A 13500-nucleotide genomic window follows, 5' to 3' on the forward strand; every position below is an offset into this window, starting at 1 on the left:
ACTCCCCCGGCAACAACGAGGAATGCTCCATGATCTACAACGCCCCCGACCGCCTGCAGGCCGCGATTCACGACTGGGCCGGCACCGTGGTGGACTTCGGCTCCTTCGCGCCGACCCAGATCTTCGTCGACGCCTTCGCCGAGTTCGGCGTCGCGCTCAGCCTGGAGGAGGCCCGCGGCCCCATGGGCATGGGCAAGTGGGATCACATCCGCGCCCTGTGTGATATCCCCGAGATCGCCGCGCGCTGCGCCGAGGTGTTCGGCCATGCGCCCACCGATGCCGACGTGACCGCCATCTACGAGCGCTTCATGCCGCTGCAGGTCGAGAAGATCCCCGAGCACTCGGCGCTGATTCCCGGCGCCATCCAGGCGATCGCCGCCATGCGCGACCAGGGCATGAAGATCGGCTCCTGCTCCGGCTATCCGGCCGTGGTCATGGAGCGCGTCGTGGAGATGGCGGCGCAGCACGGCTACGAGGCCGACCACGTGGTGGCCTCCGACGAGGTGCCCAACGGCCGCCCGCACCCGTCCCAGGCGCTGGCCAGCGTCGTCGCGCTCGGCATCGAGGACGTCGCCGCCTGCGTGAAGATCGACGACACCACCCCGGGCATCCTCGAGGGGCGCCGCGCCGGCATGTGGACGGTGGGCCTGACCTGCTCCGGCAACGCCCTGGGCCTGACCCTCGGGGAGTTCCAGGCGCTGACGCCCGAGGCCCTGGCGGAAGGGCGCGCCCGGGTCGCCCGGGAGTTCGAGGCCTCGCGTCCCCACTACCTGATCGACACCATCGCCGACCTGCCGGGGGTGATCGACGACATCAACGCCCGGCTGGCCCGCGGCGAGATGCCCCAGGCCTGCTGAGCGGGAAGGCGCCTCGAGAAGCGCAACGACCGGGCCCAGGCCCGGTCGTTGGCGTTTGGGGAGTCTGGCAAGCAGCGCGTCGGCAAGCCGCGTGAAGGCAGGGCAGGGCGTTGGGGCAGCGTCGGGGCCTGGCATGGGCGGGCGGTGACGCCTGGCGGGGCGAATGTGCCAGAATCGGGTCTCGCCCCGGCCAAGGCTTGAAGCCTCGGCCACTGCTTCCCAGCCCAGCAGGACTCCCCGCATGAGCGACGCCTACTACCTCCATCTCACCGACCGCCTGCGCGAGCTCCTCCAGGCCCCCGCGGCCTTCGGCGGCGATCGACTGCCGGCCGAGCGGGTGCTGGCCGAGCGCTTTCGCACCACGCGGGTCACCCTGCGCCAGGCCCTGGCGCAGCTCGAGGGCGAGGGGCGCATCCATCGCAGCAACCGCCGCGGCTGGTTCGTCTCGCCGCCGCCCCTCGACTACGACCCGACGCGGGACGCCGGCTTCAACGACTACGTGAAGGCCCAGGGGCGCCAACCGCGCACCGAGGTGCTGCTCACCGATACCCGTCCCCATCGTCCGGCCGCCGAGGCGCTGGGCCTGCCCGTCGACCAGCCCTTCCACCACATTCGCCGGCGTCGTTTCGTGGACGACCGCGCGGTGCTCTCGGAGTCGCTCTGGGTCGTGCCGGAGCGCGCCCCGCAGCTGCTCGAGGGGGATTTCACCGGCTCGCTGTGGGGGCAGCTGCGAGGGCGCTGGGGGCTGACGCTGGCCCACCGCTCCCTGCGCCTCTACTCCGAGGCGCTGCGCGCCCAGGAAGCGGAGGAGCTGGGCGTGGCCGCCGGCACGGCCGGCCTGAGCGTGCGCCGCACCATTTTCGACGCCCAGCGCCGCCCGGTGGAGTACGACGAGGAGCACTGGCTGCACAATGCGCTGTGCATCACGGTGGACCTGGAAAATACCGCGTAATCAATCGGCTACATTTTTCATGTGACGTTCAATGAACTGTCATTGAAGCGTCATCCGGCATCGCCAGAATCTTGGTATATACCAGATGGGCACTGCCCCATCTGACCTACACCAAGCACTGGAGCCCTTCGATGTCCCTCTTTCCCCGTTCCCTGCTGGCCGCCGCGGTGGGCCTGGCCATGACCGCCGGCGCCCAGGCGGCCACCGAGCTGACCGTCTACACCGCCGTCGAGGCGGACGACCTGCAGAAGTACGCCGCGCGCTTCGAGCTCGCGCATCCGGAGATCGAGATCAAGTGGGTGCGGGACTCCACCGGCGTCATCACCGCGCGCCTGCTCGCCGAGAAGGAGAATCCCCAGGCCGACGTGGTCTGGGGCCTGGCCGCCACCAGCCTGCTGGTCCTGGAAGAGGAGGGCATGCTGGCCCGCTACGCCCCCGAGGGCGTGGAGGCCCTGGACCCCAAGTTCGTCGATCCGGCCATCCGCGACGGCGAGGACCCGGCCTGGGTCGGCATGGACGCCTGGGTGGCGTCGATCTGCTACAACACCATCGAAGGCGAGCGCCTCGGGGTGCCCAAGCCCAGCTCCTGGGAAGACCTCACCCGCCCCGAGTATGAGAGGCACGTCATCATGCCCAACCCCAGCTCCTCCGGGACCGGCTACCTGGACGTGGCCAGCTGGATGCAGCTGTGGGACGAGCAGGGCGGCTGGGACTACATGGACCGCCTGCACGAGAACATCGCGCGCTATACCCACTCCGGCTCGGCGCCCTGCAACCTCGCCGCCTCCGGCGAGGCCGTGGTGGGCGTCTCCTTCGCCTTCCGCGGCGCGCGCCTCAAGTCGCAGGGGGCGCCCCTCGAGCTGGTCTTCCCCGAGGAGGGCGTGGGCTGGGACATGGAGGCGGCGGCCATCATCGAGGGCACCGACAATCGCGAGGCCGCCGAGACCCTGCTCGACTGGGCCGTGACCGAGGAGGCCAACGCGCTCTACAACGAGGGCTATGCGGTAGTGGCCTACCCCGGCGTGGCCGCGCCCATCGAGCACTATCCCGAGAATATCACCGAGCTGATGATCGACGCCGACTTCAACTGGGCGGCCAACCACCGCGAGCGCCTGCTCGAGGAGTGGCAGCGCCGCTACGACGGCAAGTCCGACAGCCAGTAATCCCTCTCGCTATCCTCGTCATCGCCCCGGCGTCTCGCGCCGGGGCTTGGAGTCTTTCAGCATGACCACCCTGACCGTTCCCCAGACCGATTCGGTGCACGCCGCCGTCGCCGATGCCGGCATCCATCTCGAGATCGCCGGCCTGACCAAGCGCTACGGGCAGTTCACGGCCCTGCGCGACATCGACCTCGCCATCCGCGAGGGCGAGTTCGTCTGCTTCCTGGGGCCCTCGGGCTGCGGCAAGACCACCCTGTTGCGCGCCATCGCCGGCCTGGCGCCCCAGAGCGAGGGTCGCATCGTCCAGTGCGGTCGCGACATCTCCCGGCTGCCGCCCCAGGCCCGGGACTTCGGCATCGTTTTCCAGTCCTACGCGCTCTTTCCCAACCTCACCGTGTTCGACAACGTGGCCTACGGGCTGCGCAACCGCCGCGACGAGCGCCACCTGATGCGCCAACGCGTCGCCGAGCTGCTGGCCCTGGTGGACCTGAGCGGCAGCGAGGGCAAGTACCCGGCGGCGCTCTCCGGCGGCCAGCAGCAGCGGGTCGCGCTGGCGCGGGCGCTGGCCACCGAGCCGGGCCTGCTGCTGCTCGACGAGCCGCTGTCGGCCCTGGACGCTCGGGTGCGCGTGCACCTGCGCAGTCAGATCAAGGCGCTGCAGGCGCGCCTGGGGGTGACCACCATCATGGTGACCCACGACCAGGAGGAGGCCCTGGCCATGGCGGATCGCATCGTGGTGATGAACCACGGCGTGATCGAGCAGGTGGGCACCCCCGCCGAGATCTACCGGCATCCCGCCAGCGCCTTCGTGGCCGAGTTCATCGGCAGCATGAACTTCCTCGACTGCCGGCCCGAGGGCGGCCACGGCCTGCGCCTCGGCGAGCATCGCCTGGACTGCGCGGCCCACCACTGCGCCGACGAGGAGCAGGTGCGACTGGCCATCCGCCCCGAGGCGGTGCAGCTCTGCGCCCGGGACGAGGGGCTCTCGGCCCGGGTCGATCACGTCGAGTTCCTGGGCGCCTTCCTCAGGGTCAGCTTGACGCTCGAGGCGTGCCGCCAGACGGTGACCGCGGACGTCGCCGTGCGCGACGGCGAGCGCCTTGGCCTGGCTCCGGGCGTGACGCTCGGCGTGCGCCTGCCGGCCGAGGCGATGCGCCTCTTCCCCGGCCGGGAGGCCCGAGCATGATCGCAGGCGCTTCTTCCTGGCCCGCGCGAGTCTCCGGTGAATCCCTGATCCGTCTGTTGGCGCTGCTGTTGGCGCTGGGCCTGCTGGTGGTGGGGCTGCTCTTTCCGCTGGCCGCGATGCTGGTCAAGAGCGTGCAGGACCGCGCCGGCGACTTCGTGGGCCTGGCCAACTTCGCCCGCTACGTGCAGACCCCGGCCCTGGCCGGCTCTATCGCCAACTCCCTGACGGTGGCCCTGACCAGCACCCTGATCGTGGTGGGCCTGGCCTTCCTCTGCGCCTACGGCATCACCCGCACCTGCATGCCGGGCAAGCGGCTGTTCCGCATGCTGGCCACCCTGCCGATCCTCGCCCCCTCGCTGCTGCCGGCCATCAGCCTCGTCTACCTGTTCGGCAACCAGGGCTGGTTCCGGGAGGCGCTGATGGGGGAGAGCATCTACGGCCCCATCGGCATCGTGCTCGGCATGTGCTTCTGGATCTTCCCCCATGCGCTGATGATCCTGGTGACGGCGCTCTCCAACAGCGACGCGCGCCTCTACGAGGCCGCGGAAGCGCTCGGCACGCCGAAATGGCGCAGCTTTCTCACCATCACCCTGCCGGGCGCCCGCTACGGGCTGATCTCCTGCGCCTTCGTGGTCTTCACCATGGCGATCACCGACTTCGGGGTGCCCAAGATCATCGGCGGGCAGTTCAGCGTGCTGGCCACCGACGTCTACCGCCAGGTGGTGGGGCAGCAGAACTTCCAGATGGGCGCGGTAGTGAGCGTGATCCTGCTGGCGCCGGCGCTGGTCTCCTTCGTGGTGGACCGCTGGATCCAGCGTCGTCAGGTGGCGCAGCTCTCGGCCCGGGCGGTGCCCTGGCAGCCGAGCCCCAGCCCGCTTCGCGACTGGACCTTCGCCGCCATCTGCTACGGCGTGGGGGCGATCATCCTGACGGTGATTGGCACCGCGATCTACGCCTCCCTGGTGCAGTTCTGGCCCTACGACCTGACGCTGACCCTGGACCACTACGCCTTCAAGGCGCTGGCCGGCGGCGGCTGGACGGCCTGGTTCAACTCCCTGACGCTCGCCTTCTCGGTGGCGACGATCGGCACCCTGGTGATCTTCTTCAACGCCTGGCTGATCGAGAAGAGCGACGGCTACCGCGCGCTGCGCCAGGGACTGCACTTCATGGCCATGCTGCCCATGGCGGTGCCGGGCATGGTGCTGGGCCTGGCCTACATCTTCTTCTTCAACCAGGCCGACAACCCGCTGAACTGGATCTACGGCACCCTGATCATCCTGGTGCTCAACACCCTGGTGCACTTCTATACCGTCTGCCACCTCACCTCGGTGACCGCGCTCAAGCAGCTTGACCCCGAGTTCGAGGCGGTGGGGGCGTCGCTCAAGGTGCCGTTCTGGACCACCTTCCGTCGCGTGACCCTGCCGGTCTCGCTGCCGGCGGTGCTGGATATCTCGGTCTACCTGTTCGTCAATGCCATGACCACGGTCTCGGCGGTGGTCTTCCTCTACACCAGCGACACGCGCCTGGCCTCCGTGGCGGTGATGCACCTCGACGAGGCCGGCTACTTCGCCAGCGCCGCGGCGATGGCGGTGCTGATCTTCTTCACCTCGCTGACGGTCAAGCTGGCCCATGCGGCGATCGGCCACCTGCTGCTGACCCGCGCCCAGCGCTGGCGCCAGGCGAGCTAGGCTCGCCGCCCCCTCGGCGGTCATTTCCGTCTGTGATGCTGCCCCGGCCCTTGGCCGGGGCAGCCCTTTTTTGCAAGGAGTGTGTCATGCGACCCTGTTGGTGGCCGTGGGGCCGGGTGGTTCCGTTCGGCTGGTGCGCGTCATGAGTCCCGCGGCGCTGGGCCTCGTGCTGTTGTCGGTGTGCCTGCACGCCGGCTGGAACCTGATGGGCAAGGGGCGCGCGCCGTCGCTGGCCTTCTTCGTGCTGGCGATGGGCGGCGGGGCGCTGGCGCTGGCGCCGCTGCTGTGGCTGGGGCCGTCGCCGGCCGCACTGCCGCCGGCGTTCTGGGGCTGGCTCGTCGCCTCCGGGCTCTGCCAGATGCTCTACCTGGGCGGCCTGGCCTGGGCCTATGCCCGGGGCGAGATCAGCGTGCTCTATCCCGTCGCCCGCGCCCTGCCGGTGGTGCTGGTGCCGCTGGTCTCGATGGCCATGCTGGGCAGCCGCGCCCTGACGCCCCTGGACCTGGCCGGCATGGGGCTGATCGTGATCGGCGCGCTGTGCCTGCCCCTCACGAGTCCCCGGGCGCTGCGGCCCTCGACCTACCTGACCCCGGCGTTCGGCTTCGCCCTGCTGGCGGCGGTGGCCACCGCCGGCTATTCCCTGATCGACAACCGGGCCCTCGCGCTGATGATGGCGAGCGGCCACTCGAGCCTCACCGCCGGCAGCCACTTCATGGTGCTCCAGGCGCTGATGACCCTGGCCTGGGGGCTGCCCGCGGTGCTGCTGTTGCCCGCCGAGCGGCGACGCCTCGCCGCGCTCCGGCAGGGCGAGCGCTCCACAATCGTGCTGACCGGGATCATGATGCTCGCCACCTACGGCCTGGTGCTGGTGGCCATGGCCCTCACCGAGGAGGTGAGCCTGATCGTCGCCATGCGCCAGCTCTCGATCCCGCTCGGCGTGCTGCTCGGTGTCTGGTGGCTGCGCGAGCGCGCGGCGCCGGCCAAGTGGCTCGGTACCGCGCTGATGCTCGCTGGGCTGTGGGTGGTGGCGTTGCCCTGAGGCGGTGAGGAGGGCGGCGGCGTCTCGGGGGACGCCGCCGAAGGCCCCGCCCGGGCGGGCGGAGCGCGGTCAGTTCGCTTGGTGGGCCTCGATCAGGCGCCGCACCCGGGGGGCGAAGTGCGCGAAGTCCGGCGTCTGTCGGCCGGCTTCCTTGCCGGCATCGTCCAGCAGGCGCACCTTGAGGATCGCCTCCAGGTGGGGGTGCTTCGCGAAGCGCTCTACTTCGTCGGCGGCCATGGGGCCCCCCTGCAGGCGCAGGGAGTGCTGCGAGGCCCGGGAGAGGGTATCGGCATAGGCCGGGTCGACCGCGCAGAGGTAGCGCTTGGCCGCCACGTGCTCGCGAATGCAGGCGACCACCGCCGGGGGCAGGTGTGCCTCCACCAGGGCGGCGCCGGTGCTCTCGTGGCAGCGATCCTCGGTGTCGGTCAGGGCGAAGGTGCCGCGATCCCCGGCGAAATGGCCGATGTCGTGGAGCAGGGCGCCGACGATGATCTCGTCGCTCTCGCCCTGCTGCTCGGCCAGCCAGGCCCCCTGCAGCATGTGCTCGGCCATGGTGACCGCCTCGCCCAGGTAGCTCTTGGCGCCCTGCTCGGCGAAGAGGGTGGCGAGGGTCTCGACGACGGTATCCGGCGTGCGGGTCATGCGGCGTCTCCCTGGGCGGCGGCTTCCAGGCAGGCGAGGGTGGAGAGCAGGCCATCGCGGTCGGCGTAGCAGCCCTGCAGCCAGCGCGATCCCTCGCCCGAGTAGCCGGTACGCGCGTGCAGCACGCGGGTGTTGTCGACCAGGAAGGCCTCGCCCGGGGCGAGCTTGAAGGTCACGCCCATCTCGGGGGATTCGAGGATCTCGCCGAGGCGACGATAGGCGGCGTAGTAGGCGGCCATGTCGGCGTAGGGGATGTCGGAGAAGGGGGCCGCGGAGCGGTTGTTGAAACGAAAGCCGATCAGCTCGCCGTCCGGGGCCAGCTCGATCATCGGGCGCCGGGCCTGGAGGCAGACGTCGCCGAGGCCGCGGTACTCGAAGCGCGCGCAGTAGCCGGCCAACAGCTCGAAGCCGCGGGGATCCTCCTCGCGCAGGCGCTGGGCGGCGCGGAAGCCGTCCACCACCCGGTTGTCGCCGCCGGCCGCGGAGTTCTCCAGGCAGTAGAGCAGCTGCAGGGTCGGCGCCGGATCCCGATAGGGGTTATCGGTGTGGGCCGGCAGGCCGAGGCCGGTGAAGGCCAGGTTGGTCGGCGCGATCTCGCTGCGCACCTCGAAGTAGCGGCCGTAGTTGGTCTCCCGGGTGAAGCCGAACTGGGCCACCACGTCGAGCAGGGCGCCGTCCTCGACGGGCCCGCCCGTGAGCTTGCCGATGCCGTAGCGGCGAATGTCGGCGAGCCAACGGCGCTTGACGGCGTCGTCACTGCCCAGGGCCTTGATGTCGGCGGTGGGCAGGCGCTCGGCCAGCGAGGCGTCCCAGGTCTCGCGGTGCGCGTCGAGCCACCCGCGGCGGGCGGGCGGTTCGCGATCATAGGCATGTTGCCAGAGCCAGGCGCCCTCGAAGGCGAACTCCCGCGCCTCCGGGGCCATGGCCACGATCAGGCGTCCCGCCTCGACCCGCGCCTCGGTCAGCCGGAGGGTGGCGGGGATATCGGCGAGGCTGATCAGGCGTTGGCCGTTGTCGGGGGAGCGGGTGGCGGAGTCCTGGGCGTTGTCGCGCAGCCAGACGCCATGGAAGCGGCGTCGTTCGCCCTGCTGGAAGGTCAGCAGGACGGCCTGGCCGTGGTCGATCAGTTCGGCGGTCTCGAGCATGGGGCTCTCCATGACACTGTGAGATGGATGGATGCCTGGCCATTTGACGTCGCCGATGGCATAACGACAATCAACAGTTTTTGGGGTGAGAGGTGAAAATTTCTTATGGCTGAATCCACCGCCCTGCTGCCCTCGCTGGAGTGGGTCCGGGTCTTCGAAGCGGCGGCGCGGCTGGGCAGCTTCACCGCCGCGGCCCGAGAGCTGGGGCTGACCCAGGCCGCCGTCAGCCAGCGCATCCGGCATCTGGAGGAGCGGCTCGGGGTGTCGCTGTTCGAGCGCCAGGCGCGGGGAGTGACGCTGTCGCTGCAGGGCGAGGCCTGGCTGCCCCATGTGCAGCAGGCGCTAGAGCGGCTGACCCACAGCGCCGACAGCCTCTTCGCGGCGCCCCGCACCCGGCTCAGCCTGATGGCCTCGGCCTCGCTGATCGAACTCTGGATCGTGCCCCGCCTGGCCGAGCTGCAGGCCGCGCTGCCCCGGCGACAGCTCGTCCTTTCCACCATGCACCGCTGGCCGGACTACGCCCAGGCGGAGGCCGACCTGGACATTCGCTTCGGCGAGGGCGACTGGCCGGAGCGGGTCAGCCATCGGCTGTTCGGCGAGGTGCTCACGCCGATGGCGACGCCCGAGCTGCTGGCCGGCGTCGATGACTGGCGGTGCCTGCCGCGTATCGCCGTGGCCGGGCCACGGCTGGGGTGGCGGGAGTGGGATCAGCGCCGGGAACCGGGCCCCGGCCCCATGCCGGTGCTGCGCCTGGACAGCCTGACCCAGGCCCTGAGCGCCGCCGAGGCCGGTGTGGGGGTGCTGCTGGGCTCGCTGCCCCTCTGCCGGGCGACCCTCGAGGCCGGGCGACTGCAGCGCGCGAGCCCCGAGGCGCTGCCCATGGCCGAGGGCTACTGGCTGACCCGGCGCAGCGACCGCCCCGCCGGCCGCGAGGTCGAGCGCGTGCTGGCGGTCCTGCGCCCCGGGGGAGCGTCCGCCCACGCGGACGCTGAGAACGGCTAGAGTTCCAGCGGATATTCCGTGCCGATCACCGCCGGGTCGAAGGGCTGGCGCGAGAAGACGCGGCGCAGCATCGGCTCGAAGTGCTCGAGGGGCGGGGTCGGGTAGTCCGGGTCGAAGGCGGCCTGGTCGTAGCGCTCGCAGAATTCGACGCAGCTCTGGTAGCAGGGGTGGTCCCGGTAGCGGTCGCGCGCGTTCGGGTCCATGCCGAAGTGGTGGGCGAAGTAGTAGGTCTGGAAGAGGCCGTGGTGGTGGACCACCCAAGTCACCTCGCCGCGCACGTAGGGGCGGATGATCGAGGCGGCGAGCTGGGAGTGGTTGTAGGGCGCCAGGTCGTCGCCCAGGTCGTGGAGCAGGGCGCCGACGATGATGTCCTCGTCGGCGCCGTCGGCCTCGGCCCGGGCGGCCGACTGCAGCGAGTGCTCCAGCCGGGTCACCTGGTAGCCGCTCAGGCTGTGCTCCAGCCCGCGCAGCGCGTCCAGCAGGCGATCCACCAGCCCCTCGTTGAACTGCGCTTCCAGCCCCTCGAGGAAGAGGTACTCTTCCCGGGTGCCGTCCTGCATCTGGCGAAATGCGACCTGTTCCATTCAGGCGACCTCCTCGATCGATTCACGGTGTTTCAAAAGAGTGGCGAAGCGCTCCCGCGGGCCGTCGCTGTCGAGATAGCAGCCCTGCAGGTGGCGACGCCCCTCATGGCTGTCGTAGCTGGTGCGGCCATGCAGCACCCGGCTGTTATCGAAGAGCATCAGCTCGCCGGCCGCAAGGGCGAAGCGCCGCTCATAGGCGGGGTCGGAGAAGAGCTCGCCGAGGCGCTGCCGGGCGGCGTGGAAGACGCGGGTCTCGGCGTCACAGAGCAGCGGCAGGGCGTCGAGGCGCGGGCTGTAGTGGACCCCGGTCGGCTGGCCGTCATCGTCGCTCTGGATCATGGCGCGGTGGGTGACGAGCTCGGTGCCGGCATCGACGAAGCGAAAGCGCACCGGGGTGGTCTTGAGCAGCGCATAGCCCTCGGGGGACTCGTGGCGCAGCCGCTCGAGCACCTTGAGGCTGTCGACCAGGGTCGAGAGCCCGCCCCGGGTCTCGTTGATCAGGCAGTGCAGCAGCTGGATGCCCGGCACCGGCGTGCGGTAGGGGTTGTCGGTGTGCGGGCCGAGCGCCACGCTGCGATAGGCCAGGTCGTTGCCGCTCGGCCGCGAGTAGACCTCGAAGTAGCGGCCGAAGTTGGTCTCCTTGACGTAGCCGAAGTGGCGGCCGACCTCGAGGATACGCTCGGGGTCGGTGGGCACGCCCGTCAGCACCAGGTGGCCCAGGCGCAGGTAGGCGTCCAGGGCGGCCCAGAAGTAGGCCGGCTCGTCGCGCACCCGGGGCCAGTCGAAGCGCACGCGCGCCGGGTCCAGCTGTGAGTCCCAGGGCTCGGCGGCGGGGAAGGTGGCGGCGTCGTCGAGCTCGTCGGCCAGCACGCGCAGGTCGTAGGTCTCGCGATGGCCGTCGCTGAAGGCGAGCGTCGCGTGGTCCTCGTCGACGCGCGTGGCCTCGGTCAGCGTCAGCGCCGTGTCGATGGCGTGGGAGTCGAACAGGCGCTGCTGGGTCATCGGCTCCAGCTGGTCGGGCGACTGGGTGCGCTCGCGAAGCCACAGCGGGCTGAGCGCCCGCGAGGCCTCGCCGCGCACGAGGCGGATCGCCGGCGGCTGCTCATGAATGTCGAACGCGGGGCGGGTGGGCATGACGGGCATCCTCGTATGGCGTCGATCATCGGGCTGTCGATCGCCGGCATGGTGGGCGTCGCGCCGCTCGCGGGGTAGGGCCGCGGCCTTATCGCCCGCCATGCATTTTTCTTATGCCCCTCACGACAGCTCCTCAGGCCGACCCCTCGTCCAGGGCCTTCGCCGTCATTGCGGAGCGCGTCGCCCCTTGGGGCTTCTGGGCCGTGGTGCGCCCGACCGGTGCCGAGCGCCGCGCTGCGCCTCGAGGATGGCGTCATTACGCAACTCCGGACGCACGATGTCGTCCTCGGCGAGCAGGGCGGCCAGCGCGCGGCGGCGGGTGACGCCGGCGGCGGCCGGGGTCTGAGCGAAAGTCTGGGAGGTGGTCGTGCGGTAGGTCATGATCGTCTCCGGTTCCCCTGACATTGGACGGGATGGTTCGGCCAGCGCCGACCCAGGGGAGAGGAGTCGCACGCCGCTTTAGCTGCATTTCTATGCCGCCCGCAAGTTGGTGCTTAAATCGGCGGCGGCCCGGGGGCCGGGCAATAAAAAACCCGCTTTGCAGGTGCTAAAGCGGGCCTCTGGCGGCGCTTTAGCGGCATTTGTAGAGCGCCCGCAAGCTGGGAATCAAATCGGCGCTGACCGAAGCATAGGCTCCGCCTCGCCCCAATGTAAAGCGCCGAGGCTACCGGGAAGCCGGAAGAGCAGGCCGCCTGGCGCCCTTCGATGGCGGCACGCGGCGTCTTGGCAATCAATTAACATGATAACGATTAGCCGGGGTGGCCAACGGGCGGTCGTTACTAGTAAACTGGTCTAATCAAGACGGGCGGCGAGGCGCCGACCCCGGATTCGAACCCTCGAGGAGGACCATACCGCATGGCGTACGAGACCCTGCTGACTCCGACCCGCCTGGGCAGCCTGGCGCTGCCCAACCGCATCCTGATGGCGCCGCTGACCCGGGCGCGCACGCCCGACAGCGTCCCTGGCGCGCTGCAGGAGGCCTACTATGGCCAGCGCGCCGGCGCCGGCCTGATCATCAGCGAGGCGACCAACATCTCGCCCACGGCCAGGGGCTATGTCTATACCCCCGGCATCTGGACCGATGAGCAGGAAGCCGGCTGGAAGGGCGTCGTGGAGGCCGTGCACGCCAAGGGTGGGCGCATGGCCCTGCAGCTGTGGCACGTGGGGCGCGTCTCCCACGAGATGGTGCAGCCCGAGGGCCAGGCGCCGGTGGCGCCGAGCGCGCTCAAGGGCGAGGGGGCGCAGTGCTTCGTCGAGTTTCCCGACGGCAGCGCCGGTCGTCACGAGACCAGCACCCCGCGGGCGCTCGAGACCGACGAGATTCCCGGCATCGTCGAGGACTACCGTCAGGCGGCGATCCGCGCCAAGCGGGCCGGCTTCGACATGGTCGAGGTGCACGCCGCCAACGCCTACCTGCTCAACCAGTTCCTGGCCACCGGCACCAACCGGCGCACCGATCGCTACGGCGGTTCGATCGAGAACCGCGCCCGCTTCCCGCTGGAGGTGGTCGATGCGGTGGCCGAGGTGTTCGGTCCCGCGCGCACCGGCATTCGCCTGACCCCCTTCATCGAGATCTTCGGCCTGACCGACGACGAGCCCGAAGAAATGGCCTTCTACCTGATGGAGGAGCTCTCCCGGCGCGGCCTGGCCTACGTGCACGTCAACGAGCCCGACTGGGCCGGCGGCGACGTCAAGTTCAGCGACGACTTCCGTCGCGCCCTGCGCGAGCGCTTTTCCGGCAGCCTGATCTTCTGCGGCCACTACGACGCCGAGCGCGCCCAGCGGATCATCGATGAGGGGATCGCCGACGCGGTGGCGATCGGGCGTCCCTATATCGCCAACCCGGACCTGGTCGAGCGCTTCCGCGTCGGCGCCGCGCTCAACGAGCCGAACCCCGAGACGTTCTACGGCGGCGACGCGACCGGTTACACCGACTATCCGTTCCTGGACAACGGGTACGATCGCCACGGTTGATCGCCCCGCGTTGCGAAGTCCTTTAGCTTGGCTGTTTTTGCCCCCTCCTCGAGGGGGCTTTTTTGTGGTCTCGGGAGGATGCCTCTGTCGGTTTGGGGCGAGTCGTGAAGGGTGATTCGTGAAGGGTGATTCGTGAA

The 13500-nt window shown here is 70.1% G+C and carries 13 protein-coding genes; 8 read left to right on the plus strand and 5 right to left on the minus strand.

The genetic code is table 11. The features are described from left to right. Nucleotides 1–29: 29 nt before the first annotated feature. The 6 genes from phnX (at nucleotide 30) to FIU83_RS05820 (ending at nucleotide 6882) form a co-directional block, all read left to right on the plus strand. Nucleotides 30–857 carry a phosphonoacetaldehyde hydrolase gene (gene phnX / locus FIU83_RS05795; protein ID WP_152483170.1) on the plus strand — a complete coding sequence of 276 codons (828 nt, stop codon included), beginning with the start codon at nucleotides 30–32 and terminating at the stop codon, nucleotides 855–857. A 241-nt stretch (nucleotides 858–1098) separates the two neighbouring features. Further along, the gene (locus FIU83_RS05800; protein ID WP_152483171.1) at nucleotides 1099–1809 is read left to right on the plus strand and encodes a UTRA domain-containing protein; all 711 of its coding nucleotides are present in this window, start codon (nucleotides 1099–1101) and stop codon (nucleotides 1807–1809) included. 131 nt (nucleotides 1810–1940) lie between these two features. Next, a complete protein-coding gene (locus tag FIU83_RS05805; RefSeq protein WP_152483172.1) occupies nucleotides 1941–2972 on the plus strand; it encodes a putative 2-aminoethylphosphonate ABC transporter substrate-binding protein in 1032 nt (343 codons plus the stop codon). 61 nt (nucleotides 2973–3033) lie between these two features. Beyond that, the gene (locus tag FIU83_RS05810; protein WP_152483173.1) at nucleotides 3034–4155 is read left to right on the plus strand and encodes a putative 2-aminoethylphosphonate ABC transporter ATP-binding protein; all 1122 of its coding nucleotides are present in this window, start codon (nucleotides 3034–3036) and stop codon (nucleotides 4153–4155) included. Beyond that, the gene (locus FIU83_RS05815; protein WP_152483174.1) at nucleotides 4152–5843 is read left to right on the plus strand and encodes a putative 2-aminoethylphosphonate ABC transporter permease subunit; all 1692 of its coding nucleotides are present in this window, start codon (nucleotides 4152–4154) and stop codon (nucleotides 5841–5843) included. Before FIU83_RS05810 ends, FIU83_RS05815 begins: the two co-directional genes overlap by 4 nt. 142 nt (nucleotides 5844–5985) lie before the next feature. Then, on the plus strand, nucleotides 5986–6882 hold the full coding sequence (locus FIU83_RS05820; RefSeq protein ID WP_152483175.1) for a drug/metabolite transporter: 897 nt from the start codon (nucleotides 5986–5988) through the stop codon (nucleotides 6880–6882). Nucleotides 6883–6951: 69 nt separating this feature from the next. Here FIU83_RS05820 and FIU83_RS05825 read toward each other — a convergent pair whose 3' ends face one another. Both FIU83_RS05825 and FIU83_RS05830 read right to left on the minus strand, forming a co-directional pair. After that, nucleotides 6952–7524 (minus strand): HD domain-containing protein, encoded by a 573-nt coding sequence (locus tag FIU83_RS05825; protein ID WP_152483176.1) that lies wholly within the window; start codon nucleotides 7522–7524, stop codon nucleotides 6952–6954. Then, nucleotides 7521–8669, minus strand: coding sequence for a TauD/TfdA family dioxygenase (locus FIU83_RS05830; RefSeq protein WP_152483177.1), 1149 nt, complete (start codon nucleotides 8667–8669; stop codon nucleotides 7521–7523). The genes FIU83_RS05825 and FIU83_RS05830 overlap by 4 nt, the downstream gene beginning before the upstream one ends. 105 nt (nucleotides 8670–8774) lie before the next feature. On the opposite strand from FIU83_RS05830, the gene FIU83_RS05835 reads away from it, so the two are divergent. Continuing rightward, nucleotides 8775–9671, plus strand: a complete 897-nt coding sequence (locus tag FIU83_RS05835) for a LysR family transcriptional regulator (protein ID WP_152483178.1) — start codon at nucleotides 8775–8777, stop codon at nucleotides 9669–9671. Here FIU83_RS05835 and FIU83_RS05840 read toward each other — a convergent pair. From FIU83_RS05840 to FIU83_RS05850, 3 genes are all read right to left on the minus strand, one after another. Beyond that, on the minus strand, nucleotides 9668–10255 hold the full coding sequence (locus FIU83_RS05840) for an HD domain-containing protein (RefSeq protein WP_152483179.1): 588 nt from the start codon (nucleotides 10253–10255) through the stop codon (nucleotides 9668–9670). The genes FIU83_RS05835 and FIU83_RS05840 overlap by 4 nt on opposite strands. Beyond that, on the minus strand, nucleotides 10256–11389 hold the full coding sequence (locus tag FIU83_RS05845; RefSeq protein ID WP_216645068.1) for a TauD/TfdA family dioxygenase: 1134 nt from the start codon (nucleotides 11387–11389) through the stop codon (nucleotides 10256–10258). 165 nt (nucleotides 11390–11554) lie between these two features. Then, nucleotides 11555–11770 (minus strand): hypothetical protein, encoded by a 216-nt coding sequence (locus FIU83_RS05850; RefSeq protein ID WP_152483180.1) that lies wholly within the window; start codon nucleotides 11768–11770, stop codon nucleotides 11555–11557. 474 nt (nucleotides 11771–12244) lie between these two features. Here FIU83_RS05850 and FIU83_RS05855 point away from each other — a divergent pair, with 474 nt between their 5' ends. Beyond that, nucleotides 12245–13363, plus strand: coding sequence for an alkene reductase (locus FIU83_RS05855; protein ID WP_152483181.1), 1119 nt, complete (start codon nucleotides 12245–12247; stop codon nucleotides 13361–13363). Nucleotides 13364–13500 lie beyond the last annotated feature (137 nt).

Source organism: Halomonas sp. THAF5a, from assembly GCF_009363755.1.
Lineage (GTDB): Bacteria > Pseudomonadota > Gammaproteobacteria > Pseudomonadales > Halomonadaceae > Halomonas.